This window comes from Pseudomonas sp. ADAK2 (genome assembly GCF_012935755.1).
Taxonomy (GTDB): domain Bacteria; phylum Pseudomonadota; class Gammaproteobacteria; order Pseudomonadales; family Pseudomonadaceae; genus Aquipseudomonas.
In genome coordinates this window covers 4,141,108-4,162,651 of record NZ_CP052862.1, presented here as the reverse complement: position 1 = coordinate 4,162,651, position 21,544 = coordinate 4,141,108, and the positions used below count along the sequence as shown (strand labels likewise).

The following is a 21,544-nucleotide window of genomic DNA, read 5'->3' as shown; positions in this document are numbered from 1 at the left end:
TGCGGACGAGATTGTCCGCAGACTCGCGATCCGCAATATGCGAGCATCGCTCGCTCCTGCAAGTGTGTAGCGGTTATCCATGAAAACCCCCGTTTGGTTCCCCCAGAGTTTCTTCTCCCGCACCCTGTGGCTGGTGCTGATTGTCGTCCTGTTCTCCAAGGCGCTGACCCTGGTTTATCTGCTGATGAACGAGGACGTGCTGGTGGACCGCCAATACAGCCACGGCGTCGCCCTGACGTTGCGCGCCTATTGGGCCGCCGATGAAGAAAACCGCACGAAAATCGCTGATGCCGCGACCCTGATCCGGGTGGTGGGCGCTGGTGTGCCGGAAGGCGAACAACACTGGCCGTACAGCGAGATCTACCAAAGGCAAATGCAGGCGGAGCTGGGCGCCGACACCGAAGTCCGATTACGCATGCATTCGCCGCCGGCCCTGTGGGTCCGGGCGCCGAGCCTGGGCGATGGCTGGCTGAAAGTGCCGCTGTACCCGCATCCGTTGCGTGGCCAGAAAATCTGGAACGTCCTCGGTTGGTTTCTCGCCATTGGCTTGCTGTCCACCGCTTCGGCGTGGATCTTCGTCAGCCAGCTCAATCAACCGTTGAAACGTCTGGTCTATGCCGCGCGGCAACTCGGCCAAGGCCGCAGCGTGCGCCTGCCGATCAGCGACACGCCGAGTGAAATGGCCGAGGTTTACCGCGCCTTCAACCAGATGGCCGAAGACGTCGAACAGGCCGGGCGTGAACGTGAGCTGATGCTGGCCGGGGTGTCCCACGACCTGCGCACGCCACTGACCCGTTTGCGCCTGTCGTTGGAGCTGATGGGCGACCACAGCGACCTGACGGACGACATGGTGCGCGACATCGAAGACATGGACGCGATTCTCGACCAGTTCCTGGCGTTCATTCGCGACGGTCGTGACGAGTCGGTGGAAGAGGTGGACCTGACGGACCTGGTACGGGAAGTGGCTGCGCCGTACAACCAGAACGAACAGAAAGTCCAGTTGCGCCTGGAACCGATCCAGCCGTTCCCGCTACGTCGAGTCTCGATGAAGCGCTTGCTGAACAACCTGATCGGCAACGCCTTGAACCATGCTGGCAACGGCGTTGAAGTCGCGGCCTATGTGTCCGGCGACGTCAGTGCGCCGTATGTGGTGCTCAGCGTCATGGACCGTGGGGCGGGGATCGATCCGTCGGAGCTGGAGGCGATCTTCAATCCGTTTACCCGGGGTGATCGGGCGCGGGGCGGGAAGGGGACCGGTTTGGGCTTGGCGATCGTGAAGCGGATTGCTTCGATGCATGGCGGGAATGTTGAATTGCGTAACCGGTCCGGGGGTGGGCTTGAGGCGCGGGTGCGGTTGCCGCTTGGGCTTATGTTGCCGCGGGATGCGGTCTAACCATCGCACAAAGCCTCTGTGGCGAGGGAGCTTGCTCCCGCTGGAGGCCGTAGGACTCCCGATCCCGGCAACCGCGTTCTTTCAGCTAGAACACGGTTGTGTGGTTTTACGACTGCTGCGCAGCCGAGCGGGAGCAAGCTCCCTCGCCACAGGGGACCGAGTTGGGTTTAGCCTTTGCCTTTGGTGCGCGTCATATTTGGCCCACCATTCTTCTCAAGGTGCTCAATGATGATCCCCGCCACGTTCTTGCCGGTGGTGGTCTCAATCCCTTCCAGCCCCGGCGACGAATTCACTTCCATCACCAGCGGCCCGTGGTTGGAACGCAGGATATCCACACCCGCTACCGCCAACCCCATGACCTTCGCCGCACGCAACGCAGTCATGCGTTCTTCCGGGGTGATCTTGATCAGGCTCGCGCTGCCGCCACGATGCAGGTTGGAGCGGAACTCCCCCGGCTTGGCCTGACGCTTCATCGCCGCAATCACCTTATCGCCGACCACGAAACAACGAATGTCCGCACCGCCGGCTTCCTTGATGTATTCCTGAACCATGATGTTCTGCTTCAGGCCCATGAACGCCTCGATCACCGACTCCGCCGCCGTCGCCGTTTCACACAGCACCACGCCGATGCCCTGGGTGCCTTCCAGCACTTTGATCACCAGCGGTGCACCATTGACCATATCGATCAGGTCGGGAATGTCGTCCGGCGAATGCGCGAACCCGGTGACCGGCAAACCGATCCCCCGACGTGACAACAATTGCAGCGAACGCAATTTGTCTCGCGAACGGGCGATGGCCACCGATTCGTTGAGCGGGAACACCCCCATCATTTCGAACTGACGCAACACCGCGCAGCCATAAAACGTCACCGACGCACCGATCCGCGGGATCACCGCATCGAAACCTTCCAGCGGCTTGCCGCGGTAGTGGATCTGCGGCTTGTGGCTGGCAATGTTCATGTAGGCGCGCAAGGTGTCGATCACCACCATTTCATGGCCACGCTCGATACCGGCTTCGACCAGACGACGGGTGGAATACAGACGCGGGTTCCGCGACAGCACAGCGATCTTCATGCAACACCTGTGGAAGAGGTAGATACCGGGAACACCGGCTTGTCTTGTACGTATTTGATTCCTGGATTGACCACCAACTGGCCGTCGATCAGGGCTTTGGAACCGAGTAACAGGCGATAGCGCATGGACTTGCGGCAGGCGAGGGTGAACTCGACCCGCCAGACCCGATCACCGAGGGCCAGGGTGGTGCTGACCACGTAGCGCATTTGCGCGTGGCCGTTGGAGCTCTTGATGGTTTTCATCGTCACCAGCGGCGCCTCGCAACGGCGGTGACGCAATTGCACCACCGTGCCCAGGTGCGCGGTGAAGCGCACCCATTCCTGCCCGTCTCGCTCGAATATCTCGATGTCGGTGGCGTGCAGGCTGGAGGTACTGGCGCCGGTGTCGATTTTTGCCCGAAGGCCCGCGACTCCCAAATCCGGGAGCGCCACCCACTCGCGCAGACCGACAACGGTCAAATGGTCAAATGTCTTCAATAGGAAAAACCGGCGATTAACGCATCCACGCCTCAGGTGGTACCTGGGGCAATGCTTTAAATGCAGGTTTGGCGAACCAGTAACCCTGCATCAGAAATATTCCACAATCCGCCAGGAAATCCCGTTCACCGGCACTCTCAATGCCTTCGGCAATGACTGTAACGTTCAACTCCGCACACATTGTGACAACCCCCCGAACGATAGCCTGACGAACACGGTCGCGATCGACATCGCGGATCAGTGCCATGTCGAGTTTGATCAGGTCCGGTTGGAAATCAGCCAGCAGATTGAGCCCCGAATAACCGGCACCGAAATCGTCGATGGCGGTCTTGAAGCCGAATTCGCGGTATTCACGCAGAATATTGGTCAAATGGCGATAGTTATCTACGTGCTGGCTTTCCAGGGTCTCGAAAATCAGTCGGTCGATCGGAAAATTGTGTTTCTTCGCTGCCTCCAGGGTGCTGCGAATGCATAGCTCTGGACGATAGACCGCGTTGGGCATGAAGTTGATCGACAAGTGTGTCTGCATATTAAGATTCGCCGCGCCTTCGATGGCACGGGTCCGGCAGCGCTGGTCGAAACGGTAGCGGTTCTCTTCTGTAACCTGATCCAGCACGGACAACGCGCCTTCACCGGCCACGCCACGGACCAGCGCTTCATGGGCGAAAATCGATTGGTCACGCAGGTCGACGATGGGTTGGAAGGCGAAGGCAAAATCAAAGCCCAGTGGCTCGCTCTGCTGGCAGCCCGGGCAACCGGTTTGGGGGGAAGTCAGTGAAGACGGAAATATAGTCACTCGATCACTCCATGCCGGTGATCCGGCCGAGACCAGATTCTAGCTGGCGGGACAGGTTCTTGCGCCCGACAGAATCAGTAGTACAGTTCCGACTATTGGCAGAAAGAGGAATTCAGATGGCACAAAAACAGGAAGAGGACGACAAGGTCCGTCTCGATAAATGGTTGTGGGCTGCGCGTTTTTATAAAACACGTGCCTTGGCCAAGTCGGCGATCGAGAGCGGGAAGGTGCATTGCCGGGGCGAACGCTGCAAACCGGGCAAGGAGCCGCGCATCGGCGATGAGTTTCAGATTCGCATAGGATTTGAGGAAAAGACCGTCGTGGTTCAGGCGCTATCGATCGTGCGCCGTGGCGCGCCCGAGGCGCAGACGTTGTATGCGGAGACCGAAGCGAGCGTCGCCAAACGCGAAGCGGCCGCGGCGATGCGCAAGGCCGGCTCATTGGGTGTGAGCACCGATGGCAAGCCGAGCAAGAAACAGCGGCGGGATTTGTTCAAGTTTCGCGGAAGCAGCAACGACGAGTGATCCAAGGATCGTTCCCACGCAGAGCGTGGGAACGATCAGGCTTCAGCTTGCAGTTCGCACCACACTCATCCGCGAAACCACCGGCAATTTCCCCAGCAGCCCGAACAGCGGCGCCGTCACTTTCAGGAAAAACCCCGAAACGTGATACGCAAACGGCGTGTAGTAACCCCAGCCCAAGGCCCACACCGCCAGTAGCACGCCGCCGATGTAATCGTCCTGGCCCCAATGTGCGCCCGCCACCAGCCGCGGCATCATGAACAGCAACGCCAGGCCCCAGATCGTCAGCGTCTGCCCGGTACCACGGCTGAACACCGTCATGAACAGCGCCCAGATCAACAACACCGAAGCATGGTCACCGGGAAAGCTCTGGCTCGAGCGGTCCTTCAATTCCCACGTCTTCTCAAGCCCAGGGAAGTAGTCGCTCATTTGAATGGCGCCGCTGATCATCATCGACGGACTGCTGTGCTGCCAGCCCATGTGATCGGCGAGTTTCGAGAACAGCATGCGGATAAACAGCAGCAACAGCAGAACCGCCAAAAAGCCGAAAAACGCCTGGCGTACTTCAATGGCATCGAACACCCAATCGCCCTTGATCAGCAGCGTCAGCAAAATCACCCCGACCACCGCGTCAAACGGACGCAGACTTGCAATTGCCCAGATGTGGAGCCATATCGAGTGACTGGCCAACGGTGCATTGAGCAGGTGAAACAGCCACTCGTCGAAAATCACGCACAACATCTGACCCGTGGGCCATAACCAGAATGCCAGCAGTGCCAAAGGCACGACATTGCACAAAACCAGCCGGCGGAGGTTCCACCTTGCTTGGAACAAACCCGGATTGTTCATAAAATGCCTCCAATGGCTGAACATCGCGCACCAAAGTGGTGCCGCAAAGGCGTGATTTTCACTGCTTGTAACCAATTTGTCATCACTTCAGATACCCAGACCTATGACCGATCTACCGGATTCCGACTTCACCCAACGCTTCATCTTCGATGACAGCGACACCCGCGGCGAGCTGGTGGCGTTGGAACGGAGCTATGCCGAAGTGCTGGCCAAACACCCCTACCCAGAGCCAGTCGCGCAACTGCTCGGCGAGCTGATGGCCGCCGCTGCGTTGTTGGTGGGTACGCTCAAGTTCGATGGACTGCTGATCCTGCAAGCGCGTTCCGATGGTCCGATCCCGCTGCTGATGATCGAGTGCTCCAGCGAGCGCGAAATCCGCGGCCTGGCCCGTTACGAAGCCGACCAGATTGCCCCCGACGCGACCCTCGCCGACCTCATGCCCAACGGCGTGCTGGCGCTGACCGTCGACCCGACCCAGGGCCAGCGTTACCAGGGCATTGTCGACCTCGACGGCGAAACCCTGTCCGAGTGCTTCACCAATTATTTCGTCATGTCCCAGCAAGTCGGCACGCGCTTCTGGCTGTACGCCGATGGCCGTCGTGCCCGTGGCCTGTTGCTGCAGCAATTGCCTGCCGACCGTCTGAAAGACGAAGAAGAACGCGCCGCCAGCTGGCAACACATCACCGCGCTGGGCAGCACCCTCACCGCCGACGAATTGCTGAGCCTGGACAACGAAACCGTGCTCCATCGCCTTTACCACGAAGAGCAAGTGCGCCTGTTCGATGTGCAGAAACTGCGCTTCCGTTGCAGCTGCTCTCGCGAACGTTCTGCCAATGCGCTGGTCAGCTTGGGTCTGGAAGATGCCCAGTCGCTGGTAATCGAACACGGCGGCCACATCGAGATTGATTGCCAGTTTTGCAACCAGCGCTACCTGTTCGATGCCGCGGATATCACTCAATTGTTCGCTGGCGCGGGTGTCGATACGCCGTCAGATACCCGGCACTAAAACGGTTCAGCGCAGGTAAATTCACTGCTTAGCGCCGGAATAACGCCGTTACGACGGGAGGGCCCTACTATTTTTGGGCGTTTCTGGCATAATCCGGCCCACTTTTTGTCGCGGTAGTAGTGCACGACTTTCTACTACAAAACGTTTGGAGCACACTCGGCCACTGGCCGACGGGGAATCTCATGACGCAAGCCAATAACGCCGTGTACACCGATCTGAGTGTTGATGATCTGGTAAAAGAAGCCTTGAATCGCGGTGAAGGCGAGCTTGCCGATACCGGCGCGCTGGTTGTTCGCACCGGTCACCGCACCGGCCGTTCGCCAGTCGATCGGTTCATCGTAGAAGAGCCTTCCACTCAGGCAGCCATTGCCTGGGGCCCGATCAACCGCAAGTTCCCGGCCGACAAGTTCGATGCCCTGTGGGCTCGCGTCGAGGCGTTTAACAACGCGCAAGAGCATTTCGTTTCCCACGTGCATGTAGGTGCGTCTGAAGACCACTACCTGGCTGTGAAGATGACCACCCAGACTGCCTGGCAAAACCTGTTCGGTCGTTGCCTGTTCATCAACCCGGAAAAGTACAACCCGGCTGGCCGTGATGAATGGCAAGTGCTCAACGTCGCCAACTTCGAATGCGTGCCTGAGCGTGACGGCACCAACTCCGACGGTTGCGTGATCCTCAACTTCGCACAGAAAAAAGTGCTGATCGCCGGCATGCGTTACGCCGGTGAAATGAAAAAAGCCATGTTCTCCGTGCAGAACTTCTTGCTGCCGGCCTCCGACGTGCTGCCAATGCACTGCGCCGCCAACATCGGCGAAGCAGGCGACGTGACCCTGTTCTTCGGTCTGTCCGGCACCGGTAAAACCACCCTGTCCGCCGACGAAAGCCGTTACCTGATCGGCGACGACGAACACGGCTGGGGCGAAGGCGTTGTCTTCAACATCGAAGGCGGCTGCTACGCCAAGTGCATCGACCTGTCCGAGAAGAACGAGCCGGTCATCTGGAAAGCCATCAAGCACGGTGCTGTACTGGAAAACGTCGTCATCGACGACGCCAAGCACGCCGACTACGCCGATGTCAGCCTGACCCAGAACAGCCGCGCCGCCTACCCGCTGGAACACGTTGCCAAGCGTTCCGAGCACAACCTCGGTGGCGAGCCAAACGCTGTAATCTTCCTGACCTGCGACCTGACCGGCGTCCTGCCACCAGTGTCCATCCTCAGCGAAGAACAAGCGGCCTACCACTTCCTGTCCGGCTACACCGCACTGGTGGGCTCGACCGAAATGGGCTCCGGCAGCGGCATCAAGTCGACGTTCTCCACCTGCTTCGGCGCACCGTTCTTCCCGCGTCCGGCTGGCGAATACGCAGAACTGCTGATCAAACGCATCCGCGGCTTCGGCTCCAAGGTCTACCTGGTTAACACCGGCTGGACCGGCGGCGGATACGGCGTTGGCAAACGCTTCAACATCCCGACCACCCGTGGCGTGATTGCAGCGATCCAGAGCGGCGCGTTGATCGGTGTTGAAACCGAGCACCTGGACACCATCAACCTGGACGTGCCGTTGGCAGTGCCGGGCGTTGAGACTGGCTTGTTGAACCCGCGTAATACCTGGGCTGACAAGGCTGCTTACGATGAAGCGGCTAAGGCGTTGGCTGGGTTGTTTGTAGAGAACTTCAAGAAGTTTGAAGTGAGTGATGCGATTAAGGCTGCTGGGCCTAAGTTGTAAGGTTTGGTCTGAAGCAATAAAAGAGCCGCCCTTCGGGGCGGCTTTTTTGTGGGCGCTGTTCAGGTTTTCAGGTGCAGAACAAACGCACCGACCAAGACCAAAACAACACCGAGCACTTGTATCTTGGCCAACCGCTCCTTGAAAAACACATAACCTAAAATCGCCGCAATCCCACCCGACAATGTGCTGATCACGGTCACTACCGATACGGATCCGGCCACCGCACCCTAAGCGAATGACGAAAAACCACCCAGATTCATCAGGCTCGCACCCGTCAGCGTCATGCAGTTTTTCAGGGGCGGGATTTTCAAGCCGTCCTTTATTTTGATGACCATGAGCACCAGCACGATCAGCCCAACAAGATAGGCGAGCCACAGCATTGTCACGGGCCCGAGAACAGGTAGGACGAAATGGCCTTGCAGCCAAAAACTGGTGCCGTAGAACACGGCAGCCAACAACGCATAGGTAATCGAACTGCTGGCTTGTGTGGTGTGTGGAATCTTCGAATCAGAGTGAATGCTGGAGAGGATGACCCCGAGCACGCACAAGGCGATGCACAGCAACTGGATCAGGTTGATCTGTTCGCCTCCGGCCCAGGACAGCAACGTCGTCACCACACCGTAGGACGTCACCAGCGGCGCGACAATAGAGGCTTTGCCAAGGGCGAAGGCTTTGGACAAGGCCAGGGCGCCGGACACGGTCAGGATGGCGGCGCCGATGCCAATCAACCAGACAGTGAGTGGTGCAGCCATGGATTTGAAGATGAAGCTGGGAACGGCGATCAGCAGCAGGCTCATGATCGTGAAGCCCAGCGCCTGCCCGAAATACACGGCGCGTTTGACGCCGACTGCGCGGGCATTCAAGCCCACCAGAAAATCCGTACCGCCCCAGAGCAGGGCGGCGAGTAAGCCCATCAGTACGTCCACGCTATGTCCTTATAGGTGTGTTTGGGGAGCACATCGTAACCTTTGGGTCGGAAGTATCGATAGCCGGTGAAATCGAGGGGATCGATTTCTCAGTATCAAAGCCTCGCTCGCGCCCCAATCTACATGCCTCGCTATGTGTTGGATTCAGGTTTCTTTTTTTTTGTAAATAAAGCGGAGAAAGCGTGGGTATTCAGTGGGAAGTCATCCGGGTCAAACCCGATGTAATCCGACTCACGAATAACATGACCTATCTGAGAGCCGGATGGTTTGCTTACCTTGGCGGCAATGTCGTTTTGTTCACGCTTGGCTTTTTTTAACTTTGGCCTAGAGGCTCGAGTTAACTGAGCGTCTTGCAATCGACGTCCCATCTCGTCGGATTCGGCAATCTTGTTCAGGTCTTGCTCCAGACTCAATACCTGCATAACCGACAGATACGCCCCCATCGTCACTCCAGCGCCACCAGACTCCAGTGAACGCAAGGTCATGACAGACATGCCCGCCCGCTCTGCCACCATTTTGGCGGTAAGCCTTCGACGTAAACGAGCCAGTTTCAGGCGTTCGCCGAACTCGGTAAGCAGTCGTTTGGTACGAGGAAGCAGTGGCGCTGTTTTTCTAGCCATGCGGCTAATATTCCTTCACTTCTGAGGTGATAGCGCCAGAATAATTGCAGTTATGCGGGCCTGTTGAGTCGCAACACCTGCTTTATTGGCCTTCTATTTCCTGTGTATCCCAGCGTTGCGATTTGACTGCTTGGTAAAGCATGCCGATGGTCAGCGGGACTTTGTCGCCGCGCCCCTTGGCTCTGCGCTTGAGATGCACATCGAATCCTTCCGGCTGGAAGTAGCGATAAGCGTCGTAGTCGATGAAGTCGATCCCGAACTGTTCTTCCAGCGCTTCCATCAGGTTTTGCGCGTCAGCGCCGTCGCAGCCGAGGTCGAAGTTGATCGAGGTGGCGAGGCTGATGGTTTTGCGTTCGGGCAGGCCGAGTTCTTCGTGCAATAACTGCATGAGCAGGTGCATGGCATGGTCGTCGGGGAAGTTGGGGGCGAGGTTCATGGTGCGTCTTCCGTCAGGGGCATTTCGATGAGTTGGATTAAGCCTGATTTCGCGGCGTGTCGGATGTTGATCCGTGCTGTGAACATGGTGTTTGCGGGAAGGTTGGCGCTCGCCGCGTAGGACTTCGTTCATCTGTTGCACACTTTCCATTAGCTCATCAAAAAACATGCTCATGGTTATCCTCAGATGTTGATCGTTCCCACGCTCCGCGTGGGAATGCAGCCCGGGACGCTCTGCGTCCCAAGAGCCGAACGCGGAGCGTCCGTTGAGGCATTCCCACGCGGAGCGTGGGAACGATCTTCGCTGGGTGTCAGGTGGGTGCTTTCCAGCCCATCATGCGTTGTTGGGCGACTTTGAGTAGGTCGCAGCCGTCTTGGCTGAGCAGGTAGAGCGCGTGGGTGATGTGGGGGATGTCTTCGACGTCGCCGTGTTTGAAGCAGGTGCAGTGCAGGGTTTTTAGGAGGTCGCTGGAGGCTCGGATTCGCTGTAGGGCGGCTTCGAGGATGTCCTGGGGATTGGCCTCTGTGTCGATGATCAGGGGCGGGGAATCGGTGAGGTTGGTTTGGAGTGGGAGGTAACGATTGTCTGTGAACGGAGTCCAGCTATTCATGATGTGTAATCTCGAAATGCGTCAGAAGTTACCGCCGCCATCGTGACCAAGCGATGGGAGGCGACTGTGTTCGGGTTGGTCAACCGGTGAGATCACACGCTTACCCGGCACGCCCGAAGACGTCCCAAACACAGCCGCCATTAAGCGTGCTGACGCAAAAGCGCCGGCAGCATACAACGGGTTGCGTGCGTAGATCTAATACGGGTGACCAAGCCCGAATCGCTGATTTGGCAGCGACAGTCACGACTATAGAGATGGGCTGCGGGGCCGCGATAGAAGACAAGGAGTCTTCGCGTGTAGGAACGGGACGAAGCTTTGATAGGCCGTTCCTACCGTTTCGCCGACCTTTTAAACACGTCGTGTTTTTTTACTGCCAGACGCATCAACGAATATCCTGATACGACCCCTTATCCATCTTCAAACCCGCCGCCAACCCCGCCGCCGGAGCATAACCCGTGCCTTTCACCGCCGAGAAATTAACCCCTTTGCTCCCCAGCGAAACATAGCGCTCGCCCTTATCCAGATCGGTGAAGTACGTGTACGAGCACTTCTGCATCGCCACGTATTTCGCTTCGGCGCTGGCCATGGTGTTGTGCATGTTCTCCAGGTCCGCCTGAGTCAGGTTGAGGGTTTTGTTCAGCGGGACGCCCCAGCGCTTGAGGCAGACTTCGGCGAAGTGGCGGACGATCAGGCTCGGTTCGGCCAGGACTTTCGGGCCACTGACGCCGTCGGCGGAGGCGTTGCCGACCAAGGTGCCGTGGCGGCCGGGCATCGGGTAGATGTGGGTTTTGGTCAGGGCGGAGGTTTCCGGAATGACGCAGCAGAAGCCTTTCGAGCGTTCGTCGCGGGCGTAGAAGGCCACGTACTCTTTGACGTTCTTGTTCAGTTTGACTTTGTCATCCTGGAAGTTGGAAATACCCGGCACAGGATCAATGGCAAAGATATTGACTGGAATGTCTCGCAGTTGAATATCGTTGTACAGTGCGTTGGCCATCATGTGGCAACTAATGCCGCCGCGACTCCAGCCGACCAAGTTAATCTGAGTTGGAATAACGCCGTCCTTGCGGAATTTTTGAATAATTACTTCCTGTAGTGCCTGTTGACTAACGGTTCGGTCGCCGTAGTCATATTTTCGCCACATCCACGAACCCTCGATACTGACGTCTTCGATGGGGATCCCGGCTGCTTTCAATCGGTTGTATTCCGCTTCCGTCAGTTTTACCCGCTGCCAGTCACACTTGCCTTTGACAATGTTGATGGCGTGTTTGACGTTCTCTTCCCAGCCCTTGCCGAACAGGGTGCCGCTGAGGCCGTAGTCCTTGGATTGGGTGAACAGTTCGTCGGCTTGCAGGTTGCTGGTGCCTGGGCCGTCGACCACGATCCACTCGGCAAACTCGCGACCGGCATGATGGGAGGCCAGTGTGGAAACCAGTTCACCGTTCCAGTAAGCAGCGTTTGTGTTGTCGAATTTAGTCGAGCCGGTACCGCAAAAGAAAATAGTTAATGTCGTCATTGTTAAACTCTTGGTTAGTTAAAAGAGTCTGCAGACTAAGTTCGGCTGGATAAATAATAAAGCGGTGAGTTGTTGCGGACTTTGTATTAAGGTTTGATTCTTGTTTTTGCAACTTCCAGAAGTTGGTGTCCGTCTTGGGTTAATAAGTAAAGTGCATTAATGATGTGTGGAATGTCCTTGATGTCCGCTTCATTAAAACTCTGGCAATAAAGTGTCTCAAGCAAGTTGCTGGCGGCGCGGATGCGTTGGCGGGCGGCGTCGAGGATTTCGTGCGGGTCGGCCTCGGTATCGATGACCAGGACGGGAGTGTCGCTGTAGCTGGACTTGAGCGGGCGATAGCGGTCGGATTGCGATTGGAGCGTGTTCATCAAGGTTTGTCCTGTGCGAAATCACGGCCGGCCGAGACACTGTTTCAGCCGCGCCAAAGACTATAAAAGGGCACTACACGGCGGGGCAATAGGGCTGCGATGGACAGGATTCGTAGGGGGTTTACCCGTGTTTTAGGACTTGGCCTACGCGTTTACCGAGGTTTTTCAGGGCGAAACCCTTACGAGTAAAATTTCCCACGGGTTTGTCAGGCATTGCGCGGCAAACCTCTGTATGGTGCGCGCCAGAATCTGTAGGGCGTTTCCAAACGTCTGACTCACGCTTAAAGGGAATTAGGTATGCAATGGCTACGTATGGCCTCGATTGTGTTGTTGTGGGCCGGTGTTTGTCGTGTGGTGGGCGCCACTGACGCGGGCGGTTCGATGGTGCAGGCCAATATGGACCGCACCGGTTGGCCGGATGCCCTCACCACCCAGGCCGAAGTCGATACCGCGTCCCGCGCCGAAGTGCTGATGATCGGCAAGGCGTTGCTGGACAGCGAAGCGCTGGACGAACCCGGTCTGAAACAACGTCTGGGCGTGCAGGTGGTGAAGCTCAAGTCTGTGCGACAAGTGCGTGACGGCTTGTGGGATCGCTTGCTCACCACCTACCGCAATGCCAGCCAGAACTGTGATGGCGAACCCTTCTGCCCGCGTGCACGCAGCGTCGCTGATTTGCGCCAATTGGCGGCGGCGTTCACTGGCGAAATCAGCCCGGCTTTTGCGGCATGGGCGAGCAAGAGCCGGGTGTTTCATGAACAGGCGTTGAATGAGCAACTGCGGGTGGCGGTGTTGGTGCCGTAGCCGCTTGGCCCGCCGTCGTCAGGATGTTCGCCAGGCCTGCTGGGCTGAACACTCCAGGGTGTCGCAGGTAGCAAGCAATGGAGGTTCTCCGGGAAACCCATCGCAGCCGCTCAGCAGCAGGGAAGTCAGAAGCAGGGCGAATGCATAAATCGGTTGTTGGCGCATGGTCGTTCCTTGTTCAAATGCCGCGCTCATCAGGCGTCCTGCCGTGATGTGAAGTGCGCGGACGGTGGTTGTGCGCCGAAGACCTTACCGTCCGATTGAGCTGAATCGCCAGGCACAAAGTGTTTCGTTTGTTTCAACCTGTGGCAAAGGTGCCTTGGGCGAAGGCTGTATCATCCCGTATCGTTTTGGTCCCCGACCTTTTCTCGACTCGCTGCAATCGCCGGCTAGGCTTTTGGCATCGCAGCAGTCAACGGAGTGACAGCTTATGCACAACACCCTGGAACAGGTTTTCGGTTATCCACAGTTTCGGCCCGGCCAGGAGGCAGCGGTCAGCGCGGTGTTGGCCGGGCGCTCGGCGGCGGCGATTTTCCCCACCGGGTCGGGCAAGTCCCTGTGTTATCAATTGCCGGCGCTGTTGCTGCCGCACCTGACATTGGTGGTGTCGCCACTGCTGGCGCTGATGCAGGATCAGTTGGCGTTCCTGCAACGCCACGGCATCTCGGCGGGCAGTATCGATTCGGCCCAGAGCCGCGACGACGCCAGTGATGTGATGGCCCGGGCCAAGTCGGGCGAGCTGAAGATTCTGATGATTTCCGTGGAGCGCCTGAAGAACGAGCGCTTCCGTAATTTCCTGCAGCAAGTGCCGATCTCGCTGCTGGTGGTGGACGAGGCGCACTGCATCTCGGAATGGGGCCACAACTTCCGCCCCGACTACCTCAAGCTCCCGGACTATCAGCGTCAGTTCAACATTCCCCAGGCCTTGCTGCTGACCGCCACCGCGACGCCGAAGGTGATCGCGGACATGGAGGCGAAATTCGCCATCGCGCCCGAAGACGTGGTGACCACTGGTTTCTATCGCCCTAACCTCAATCTGTTGGTGGAACCGGTGCGCGGCCAGGACAAGCGCCGACGCCTCGTCGAGTGGATGAGCCAGCGTCCCGGCCAGCCGAGCATCGTCTACGTCACCCTGCAGAAAACCGCCGAGCACATTGCCGAGCATCTGGGCCGCAACGGCATTCAAGCCGAGGCCTATCACGCCGGTTTGCCCCACGAGCAACGGGAAGGCATCCAGAAGCGCTTCATGGGCGGCCAGTCCAATTGCATTGTCGCCACCATTGCGTTCGGCATGGGCATCGACAAGAGCGATATCCGCAACGTCGTGCATTTCGACCTGCCCAAATCCATCGAAAACTACAGCCAGGAAATCGGTCGCGCCGGGCGTGACGGGCAGCCCTCCGACTGCCTGGTATTGGCCAACCGCGACAGCCTCAACGTGCTGGAAAACTTCGTCTACGGCGATACGCCGGAGCTGGATGGCATTCGCTGCGTCCTCGATGAGTTGCAAGCCGCCGCGCCCGAAGGGCAGTGGGAGTTTTTGCTGGGGCCGTTGGCGGATCAGAGCAACATTCGCCAGTTGCCGCTAAAGACCTTGCTGGTGCAATTGGAGCTGCGCGGAATCATCGCCCCGCGTTACGCCTATTACGCGGAATACCGTTTCAAATATTTGCAGGAACCGGAGGCTTTGCTCGCTCGTTTCGAGGGTGAGCGCAAGGATTTCGTCGCGGCGATTATCCAGACCTCTGCGCGCGCGCGGACTTGGGCGACGGTGAATTTTGATGCGCTGTACGAGCAGCATTCGGCCGAGCGTAATCGGGTGGTCAAGGCGCTGGATTATTTCCAGGAGAAGGGTTGGGTCGAGCTGGAAAGCAAGCAGATGACCGAGGTCTACAGCCTGCTGCAAACCGGTTTTGATGCCCAGGCGCTGAGCGAAGAATTGCACGCCTATTTCACCCGCCACGAACAAACCGAGATCGCACGGATCCACGCGATGCTCGATCTGTTCGCTACCGATCACTGCCTGGGCTATCGCCTGGCTGAATACTTCGGCGACGAAAACGCGCCGCGCCAGTGCGGGCATTGTTCGGTGTGCCACGGGGATGTGGCGCGGCTGCCAGCACCGCCGGAATTACCGGCGCTTGTGGATAAAAACTTTGATGCCCTGTGCGGCGACTTTATCCACAGGCATGAGCAGCACACCGGGTATTTTCCGTCGGCGGAGCGGGTGACGCGGTTTTTGTGCGGGATCAGTGTGCCGCTGTTTACCAAACTCAAGGCACGGACGATCCCGGGGTCGGGTGCGCTGGAGGATTATCCTTACGCCGAAGTGCGGGAGTGGGCGCAGGCGCACCTCTGACGGCTGAGTTCCGACCGATCGTTCCCACGCTCCGCGTGGTAACGCCTCAACGGACGCTCCGCGTTCGGTTTTGGAGGGGACGCGGAGCGTCCCGGGTTGCATTCCCACGCAGAGCCTGGGAACGATCAACAGAGGGCGGTGGTGCGAGCTTATCCATCCGCTGAATGTTGCTCATCACACGAATAAATTTCAAAAACGTGCGATGGCTGACTATGGTGAAAGCTGTCTTTGGATCGCCAACAAGAGAACAACAATGAGCCAGACGCCGTTCAATATTCAGCGCGCCGCCGTGATCGGTGCGGGCACCATGGGCCGTGGCATTGTCATGTGCCTGGCCAACGCCGGGGTGCCGGTGCAGTGGGTCGATAACAATCCGCAGATGCTTGAACAGGCGCTGGCTGCCGTCGCGGACACCTATGCCCACAATGTGCGCCAGGGGCGGATCGATCAGGCTGAAGCCGATGCGCGCATCGCGCGAGTGACCAGCGCGGCGGATTACGCGGCGATTCGCGATGTTGATCTGGTGATTGAAGCGGTGTACGAAAACCTCGAGCTGAAGCAGAAGATCTTCCGCGAGCTCGACGGTTTGCTCAAACCGGAAGCGATTCTGGCCAGCAACACCTCGGCGCTGGACATCGACGCGATTGCCGCCGCCACGCGCCGGCCGCAACAAGTGCTGGGCCTGCACTTCTTCAGCCCGGCGCACATCATGAAACTGCTGGAAATCGTTCGCGGCGCGCAAACCGCTCCGGCGGTGCTTGAGGCTGCGCTCGATCTGGGCAAGCGCATGGGCAAGGTCAGTGTAGTGTCGGGCAACTGCCATGGTTTTATCGGCAATCGCATGCTGCATACCTACGTGCTCGAGGCGCGCAAGATGCTGCTTGAAGGCGCTTTCCCCTATCAGGTGGACGCGGCGCTGCAAGGCTTCGGTTTCGCCATGGGGCCGTTTCGCATGTACGACGTGGTCGGCATCGATCTGGAATGGCGTGCCCGCGAATTGGCCGGTAAAGGTCAGGATGCGCCGGAGGTGCAGGTCGACAATCGGCTCTGCGAGTTAGGACGTTTCGGCCAAAAAAGCGGCGACGGTTATTACCACTACGAGCCCGGCAGTCGGCAGGCTGAGCACGATGAGAGTGTCGATGCGCTGGTGCTGGAGGTCAGCGAGGGTTTGGGCTTCCAGCGGCGTGAGATCGGGCCTGAGGAGGTGCTGGAACGCTGCTTGCTGGCACTGGTCAACGAAGGGGCGAAGATCCTGGAGGAAGGCATTGCCGGATCGGCCCATGACATCGATCTGGTTTACCTTTACGGCTACGGCTTCCCGGCGGACAAGGGCGGGCCGATGGCTTGGGCGGATCAGCAGGGCTTGGCCGATATTCATCAGCGGTTATTGACGCTGGAGACCCGACAGGGTGATCAGTGGAAGCCGGCGCGGTTGATTGGCGAGTTGGCGGCGGTGGGTAAGGGGTTTGCTGACCGGTAGACTCCGCCTGTTTGATCGTTCCCATGCTCCGCGTGGGAACGCCTCCATGGACGCTCTGCGTCCGCTGTTGGGACGCGGAGCGTCCCGGGCTGCATTCCCACGCAGAGCGTGGGAACGATCTTCGAGAAACCCATGAACCAACGCACCGACTACCCGCACTTCCAGCCGATCACCACCCGCTGGCACGACAACGACGCCTACGGCCACGTCAACAACGTCACCTACTACAGCTTTTTCGACACCGCCGTGAACACCTACCTGATCGAAGTCGGCGGGCTGGATATCCATGACGGCGAAGTGGTGGGTTTTGTCGTGAGTTCGGCGTGCGATTACTTTGCGTCCATCGCGTTCCCGGATCGGATCGAGATCGGCCTGCGGGTCGGCAAGTTGGGCAACAGCTCGGTGCAATACGAACTCGCCGTGTTCAAGCAAGGGGAAGATGAAGCCTGTGCCGCCGGGCGTTTTGTGCATGTGTTTGTGGATCGGGCGTCGAATCTGCCGGTGGCGATTCCAGCCGGGTTGCGCGGGGCACTGGAGCGGTTGGTGGTTTGACGGGCAAAAAAAATCGCAGCCCTGGGGCTGCGATTTTTGATCTATCTACCTGCGAAGCCGTTCAGGCCTCAGCGATGACGATAGTATTTGTGATGCTTGCGGTGGCCATAGGCATGACCGCGACCGCGGTGATCATCACGGTAGTAACGACGGTCATCACGACCGCGATAAGAGCGACGATCGTCATCCTCATCGCTCTTGTTGCCCATGTAGTTACCCAACGCGCCACCCGCGCCGCCGCCGGCTGCGGAGCCGATCAGGCTGCCGGTGCTACCGCCCACGCTGCGGCCGACCACGTTACCGCCGGCTGCGCCCAACGCACCGCCAATGGCGGCTTCGCCACGGCTGCGTTTGTCTGCGCCGACGGCACTACCACCCGCGCCGCCCAGGGCCGCGCCGATGGTGGAACCTGTATTGCCGCCTAGTGACTGACCGACGACCGAGCCCAGAACCCCGCCCAATGCGCCGCCCACACCTGCTTCGGTGGTGCCTCCGGCAGAAGCGAAGCCACTGGCCAGGCTAAGGGACAACAAGAGAATCGAGGAGAACTTCATAGAGGAACCTCAAGGGGATGACGGCGCGATCCTGAGGCTGTGTCCTGATTGTGACAATCAAAATCCGACGAGTAACACGACTTGTACACAATTCTATAAGTTACTGTTTTTTGGGCGGAACTTAAGGCTTTTTCGCCGGTCTTTAGCTACTTCGGATAGGCCGTTTCTTTGCAGAAACGGCCTTTTTTGTGGGCGATTGGAAAGTATTTCCAGCGATCGTTCCCACGCGCGTGGGAACGATCAGGTCAGGCCGACTTCGCGAAAATCAACCCTGTCTCACTCGCCATCTCCAAGCGGATCGCCACAAACTTCGACGTCGGCGTGTGGCTGCCATCCCCGGTGCTTTCCAGCGGCACCAAGGGATTCACTTCCGGGTAATACGCCGCCGCCTGCCCCGCAGGAATATCAAACGCCAGCAGCGTGAAGCCTTTCACCCGACGCTCACGGCCATCGTCCCAGATCGACACGATGTCAGCCTTCTGCCCCGGCTTGAAGCCCAGGCGAATGATGTCCGCTTCGTTCACGAACAACACATCCCGCTGACCCTTCACCCCGCGATAACGGTCATCAAGACCATAAATCGTGGTGTTGTACTGATCGTGGGAGCGCAACGATTGCATGATCAGGTCCGGCAACACACCCGTGGCACGCGCGCGTTCGTGCACCAGGTCTTTGGGCAAGGCGTTCGCACGGAAATTGGCCCGGCCCGACGGCGTGTTCCACTTGCGCGCGCCGGCACTGTTGCCAAGGTAGAAACCCCCCGGATGTTTCACCCGCTCGTTGAAGTCGCGGAATCCCGGAATGGTGTCGGCGATCAGGTCGCGGATGCGGTCGTAGTCGGCCACCAGCCAGTTCCAGTCCACCGGTTTGCTGCCCAGGGTCGCGGCGGCAATGCCGGCGATGATCGCCGGCTCCGAACGCATCTGGTTCGACAGCGCCTGCAACTGGCCGTTGGAGGCGTGGACCATGCTGAACGAGTCTTCCACGGTGACGGCTTGCGGGCCTTCGGTCTGGATATCGATGTCGGTGCGGCCCAGGCACGGCAGGATCAGCGCTTCTTTACCGTGGGCCAGGTGACTGCGGTTGAGCTTGGTGCTGATTTGAACCGTCAGGTCGCAATTGCTCAGGGCCTGGAAGGTGCGCGGGCTGTCCGGGGTGGCTTGGGCGAAGTTGCCGCCCAGGCCGATGAAGACTTTGGCGCGACCGTCGGCCATGGCGTGAATCGCCTCGACCACGTTGTGGCCGTTGTCGCGCGGCACCTTGAACTGGAAACGGCGTTCCAGGGAGTCGAGGAACGCCACGGGCGGACGTTCGTTGATACCCATGGTCCGGTCGCCCTGCACGTTACTGTGGCCACGCACCGGGCACAGACCGGCGCCCGGCCGGCCGATGTTGCCGCGCAGCAGCATCAGGTTGGCGATTTCCTGGATGGTCGCCACCGAATGACGGTGCTGGGTAATGCCCATCGCCCAGCACATGATGACGTTCTTGCCCTTGGCGTACATGCGCGCCGCTTGTTCGATTTCCAGCAGGGGCAGGCCGGACTGCTTGACGATCTGCTCCCATGGCGTGTCGTCGACGATGCCCAGGTATTCCAGTACGTTGACGCTATGTTCATTGAGGAAGTCGTGGTCGAACACCGCAGGCTCACCGGCCTTCTGCGCATCGCGCTCCCATTGCAGCAGGAACTTGGCCATGCCGCGCATGATCGCCATGTCGCCGCCCAATGCCGGACGGAAGTAGGCAGTGTTGGTCGGCTTGTCGCCGTTGGTCAGCATTTCGATCGGGTGCTGTGGGTGCTGGAAGCGTTCCAGGCCACGTTCTTTCAGCGGGTTGATGCACACCACTTGAGCGCCGCGCTTTACCGCTTCGCGCAGGGGTTCGAGCATCCGCGGGTGGTTGGTGCCAGGGTTCTGGCCCCAGACAAAAATCGCATCGGCGTGTTCGAAATCATCGAAAGTCACGGTGCCTTTGCCAACGCCAACACTCTGTGCCAGCGCCACGCCACTGGCTTCGTGGCACATGTTCGAGCAGTCGGGGAAGTTGTTGGTGCCGAAAGAACGCACGAACAATTGATAGAGGTACGCCGCTTCGTTGCTGGCCCGGCCCGAGGTGTAGAACTCGGCCTGGTTCGGGCTCGACAGGCCCTGCAGATGCTTGGCGATCAAGGCGAACGCGGCTTCCCAACTGATCGGCTTGTAGCGATCGGTTTCAGCGTCGTAGCTCATTGGCTCGGTCAAGCGGCCCTGGTACTCGAGCCAATAATCACTTTGCTCCAGCAGCGAGCTTACGCTGTGCTTGGCGAAGAACGCGCCATCGACACGTCGTTTGGTCGCTTCCCAGTTCACCGCTTTGGCGCCGTTCTCGCAGAACGCCACCATGCCGGCTTCATTGGAGTCGCCCCAGGCGCAACCGGGGCAGTCAAAGCCGCCGTTCTTGTTGGTCTTGAGCATCATGCGCAGGTTTTTCAGCGCGTTGTCGCTGGTCAACCAGGCCCGGGCCACGCTGGCCAGCGCGCCCCAACCACCGGCCGGACCCTTGTAAGGCTTGTAACGCGGAACGGGTTTCTGGTCGGCTTGATTGTGTTGACTCACGCTTGATTCTCCAACGCAGGGCTGTAGACCCGCGGCGCACTTTTTTGCGGCAGGTGGATGAGGTTGAGGTTGTGACGACGGGCCCATTGCACGGCAAGGCCGGTGGGCGACGACAGGCTGACCAGGGTTTGAATCCCTGCGCGCAGCACTTTCTGGATCAATTCGAGGCTGCAACGGCTGGTGACAATCGCCAGGCCGCCGGTGGTCGGGATGTTTTGCCGGATCAAGCCGCCGATCAGCTTGTCGAGGGCGTTGTGCCGGCCGATGTCTTCGCGACCCATCAACAACTCGCCCTGGCCGTTCATGAACACCGCTGCATGCACCGCGCCGCAATGCTGGCCCAACGGCTGAAATGCGCCGATGCGTTGGCGCAAACCGTCGAGCCATTCGGCCGGCGGCAACGGGGCGCCGGGCAGCACTTTGAGGTCGGGCAACGCCTGCTCCACCGCTTCCACGCCGCAGAGCCCGCAACCGCTGGTGCCGGCCAGTTGCCGACGTTGCTGCTTGAGGTTCCAGAAGGCGCGGTTGGCGATGGTCACTTGCGCGTATTGCGCCGACCCCGAGCCGCTGAGTTGCAGGTCATAAATGTCGGTGGCGTCTTCGATGATGCCGCTACCGAGGCTGAAGCCGACGATGAAGTCTTCCAGGTCTGTGGGGGTAATCAGCATCACAGCCTGGCTGATGCCGTTATAGGCGATCGCCAACGCGACCTCCTCGGCCAGCGCGGTGCTGTCCGATTCACTACATGGAAGATCGCTGTAACTGTAAGTCTGGCTTGCGGCTGGCGCGGGCGTTTCAAGTGCGGGCGCCGCGCTTGCAGGGCGCTTGGCGTTCATGGCATCACCGACGGTTTAATCAGTTGTAAGACTAGGCGCGTCAACATGTCGCGTCTA

General features: G+C 59.0%; 20 protein-coding genes and 1 pseudogene. 8 read left to right on the top strand and 13 right to left on the bottom strand.

Going from position 1 to position 21,544, the window contains the following annotated elements; translation table 11 throughout:
• Window positions 1-79: 79 nt before the first annotated feature.
• On the top strand, window positions 80-1,393 hold the full coding sequence (locus HKK52_RS19140; protein WP_169372117.1) for an ATP-binding protein: 1,314 nt from the start codon (window positions 80-82) through the stop codon (window positions 1,391-1,393).
• Between the two features lie 167 nt (window positions 1,394-1,560).
• Here HKK52_RS19140 and rimK read toward each other — a convergent pair whose 3' ends face one another.
• The 3 genes from rimK to rimA are packed head-to-tail and all read right to left on the bottom strand — an operon-like array spanning window position 1,561 to window position 3,738.
• Entirely contained in the window at window positions 1,561-2,466 is a 906-nt protein-coding gene (gene rimK, locus HKK52_RS19135; RefSeq protein WP_054047778.1) for a 30S ribosomal protein S6--L-glutamate ligase, read from the bottom strand.
• Window positions 2,463-2,942 carry a retropepsin-like aspartic endopeptidase RimB gene (rimB, locus tag HKK52_RS19130; RefSeq protein ID WP_169372116.1) on the bottom strand — a complete coding sequence of 160 codons (480 nt, stop codon included), beginning with the start codon at window positions 2,940-2,942 and terminating at the stop codon, window positions 2,463-2,465. Before rimB ends, rimK begins: the two co-directional genes overlap by 4 nt.
• A gap of 16 nt (window positions 2,943-2,958) precedes the next feature.
• The gene (gene rimA / locus HKK52_RS19125; protein WP_169372115.1) at window positions 2,959-3,738 is read right to left on the bottom strand and encodes a S6 modification regulatory phosphodiesterase RimA; all 780 of its coding nucleotides are present in this window, start codon (window positions 3,736-3,738) and stop codon (window positions 2,959-2,961) included.
• Window positions 3,739-3,854: 116 nt separating this feature from the next.
• Here rimA and HKK52_RS19120 point away from each other — a divergent pair, with 116 nt between their 5' ends.
• Window positions 3,855-4,262, top strand: a complete 408-nt coding sequence (locus HKK52_RS19120; RefSeq protein ID WP_054047772.1) for an RNA-binding S4 domain-containing protein — start codon at window positions 3,855-3,857, stop codon at window positions 4,260-4,262.
• Window positions 4,263-4,304: 42 nt separating this feature from the next.
• Here HKK52_RS19120 and HKK52_RS19115 read toward each other — a convergent pair whose 3' ends face one another.
• Complete coding sequence (locus HKK52_RS19115) at window positions 4,305-5,108, bottom strand: phosphatase PAP2 family protein (protein ID WP_169372114.1); 804 nt, start codon at window positions 5,106-5,108, stop codon at window positions 4,305-4,307.
• Between the two features lie 103 nt (window positions 5,109-5,211).
• Here HKK52_RS19115 and hslO point away from each other — a divergent pair, with 103 nt between their 5' ends.
• Both hslO and HKK52_RS19105 read left to right on the top strand, forming a co-directional pair.
• Window positions 5,212-6,114, top strand: a complete 903-nt coding sequence (gene hslO / locus HKK52_RS19110; RefSeq protein WP_123515852.1) for an Hsp33 family molecular chaperone HslO — start codon at window positions 5,212-5,214, stop codon at window positions 6,112-6,114.
• 182 nt (window positions 6,115-6,296) lie between these two features.
• A complete protein-coding gene (locus HKK52_RS19105; protein WP_169372113.1) occupies window positions 6,297-7,838 on the top strand; it encodes a phosphoenolpyruvate carboxykinase in 1,542 nt (513 codons plus the stop codon).
• Window positions 7,839-7,897: 59 nt separating this feature from the next.
• Here HKK52_RS19105 and HKK52_RS19100 read toward each other — a convergent pair.
• The 6 genes and pseudogenes from HKK52_RS19100 to HKK52_RS19070 all read right to left on the bottom strand — a co-directional run bounded on the left by HKK52_RS19100 (window position 7,898) and on the right by HKK52_RS19070 (window position 12,311).
• Window positions 7,898-8,752, bottom strand: a pseudogene (locus tag HKK52_RS19100) (EamA family transporter).
• Window positions 8,753-8,895: 143 nt separating this feature from the next.
• Complete coding sequence (locus HKK52_RS19095; RefSeq protein WP_169372112.1) at window positions 8,896-9,384, bottom strand: helix-turn-helix domain-containing protein; 489 nt, start codon at window positions 9,382-9,384, stop codon at window positions 8,896-8,898.
• Between the two features lie 82 nt (window positions 9,385-9,466).
• Window positions 9,467-9,820, bottom strand: a complete 354-nt coding sequence (locus tag HKK52_RS19090) for a DUF1493 family protein (RefSeq protein ID WP_169374265.1) — start codon at window positions 9,818-9,820, stop codon at window positions 9,467-9,469.
• Window positions 9,821-10,130: 310 nt separating this feature from the next.
• The gene (locus HKK52_RS19080; protein ID WP_169372111.1) at window positions 10,131-10,430 is read right to left on the bottom strand and encodes a hypothetical protein; all 300 of its coding nucleotides are present in this window, start codon (window positions 10,428-10,430) and stop codon (window positions 10,131-10,133) included.
• Between the two features lie 382 nt (window positions 10,431-10,812).
• Window positions 10,813-11,943: a hypothetical protein gene (locus HKK52_RS19075; RefSeq protein ID WP_169372110.1), complete on the bottom strand. Its 1,131-nt coding sequence runs from the start codon at window positions 11,941-11,943 to the stop codon at window positions 10,813-10,815.
• An 86-nt stretch (window positions 11,944-12,029) separates the two neighbouring features.
• Window positions 12,030-12,311, bottom strand: coding sequence for a hypothetical protein (locus HKK52_RS19070; RefSeq protein ID WP_169372109.1), 282 nt, complete (start codon window positions 12,309-12,311; stop codon window positions 12,030-12,032).
• A gap of 297 nt (window positions 12,312-12,608) precedes the next feature.
• Here HKK52_RS19070 and HKK52_RS19065 point away from each other — a divergent pair, with 297 nt between their 5' ends.
• From HKK52_RS19065 to HKK52_RS19050, 4 genes are all read left to right on the top strand, one after another.
• Window positions 12,609-13,112, top strand: coding sequence for a polysaccharide deacetylase (locus HKK52_RS19065; RefSeq protein ID WP_169372108.1), 504 nt, complete (start codon window positions 12,609-12,611; stop codon window positions 13,110-13,112).
• Between the two features lie 430 nt (window positions 13,113-13,542).
• Complete coding sequence (locus HKK52_RS19060) at window positions 13,543-15,471, top strand: RecQ family ATP-dependent DNA helicase (protein WP_169372107.1); 1,929 nt, start codon at window positions 13,543-13,545, stop codon at window positions 15,469-15,471.
• Window positions 15,472-15,724: 253 nt separating this feature from the next.
• Window positions 15,725-16,951, top strand: a complete 1,227-nt coding sequence (locus tag HKK52_RS19055; protein WP_169372106.1) for a 3-hydroxyacyl-CoA dehydrogenase — start codon at window positions 15,725-15,727, stop codon at window positions 16,949-16,951.
• A 132-nt stretch (window positions 16,952-17,083) separates the two neighbouring features.
• Complete coding sequence (locus HKK52_RS19050) at window positions 17,084-17,503, top strand: acyl-CoA thioesterase (protein ID WP_169372105.1); 420 nt, start codon at window positions 17,084-17,086, stop codon at window positions 17,501-17,503.
• 68 nt (window positions 17,504-17,571) lie between these two features.
• Here HKK52_RS19050 and HKK52_RS19045 read toward each other — a convergent pair whose 3' ends face one another.
• The 3 genes from HKK52_RS19045 to fdhD form a co-directional block, all read right to left on the bottom strand.
• Window positions 17,572-18,057 (bottom strand): glycine zipper domain-containing protein, encoded by a 486-nt coding sequence (locus HKK52_RS19045; protein ID WP_169372104.1) that lies wholly within the window; start codon window positions 18,055-18,057, stop codon window positions 17,572-17,574.
• A 245-nt stretch (window positions 18,058-18,302) separates the two neighbouring features.
• The gene (locus tag HKK52_RS19040) at window positions 18,303-20,651 is read right to left on the bottom strand and encodes an FdhF/YdeP family oxidoreductase (protein WP_169372103.1); all 2,349 of its coding nucleotides are present in this window, start codon (window positions 20,649-20,651) and stop codon (window positions 18,303-18,305) included.
• The gene (gene fdhD / locus HKK52_RS19035) at window positions 20,648-21,487 is read right to left on the bottom strand and encodes a formate dehydrogenase accessory sulfurtransferase FdhD (RefSeq protein WP_169372102.1); all 840 of its coding nucleotides are present in this window, start codon (window positions 21,485-21,487) and stop codon (window positions 20,648-20,650) included. The genes HKK52_RS19040 and fdhD overlap by 4 nt, the downstream gene beginning before the upstream one ends.
• Between the last annotated feature and the right edge of the window lie 57 nt (window positions 21,488-21,544).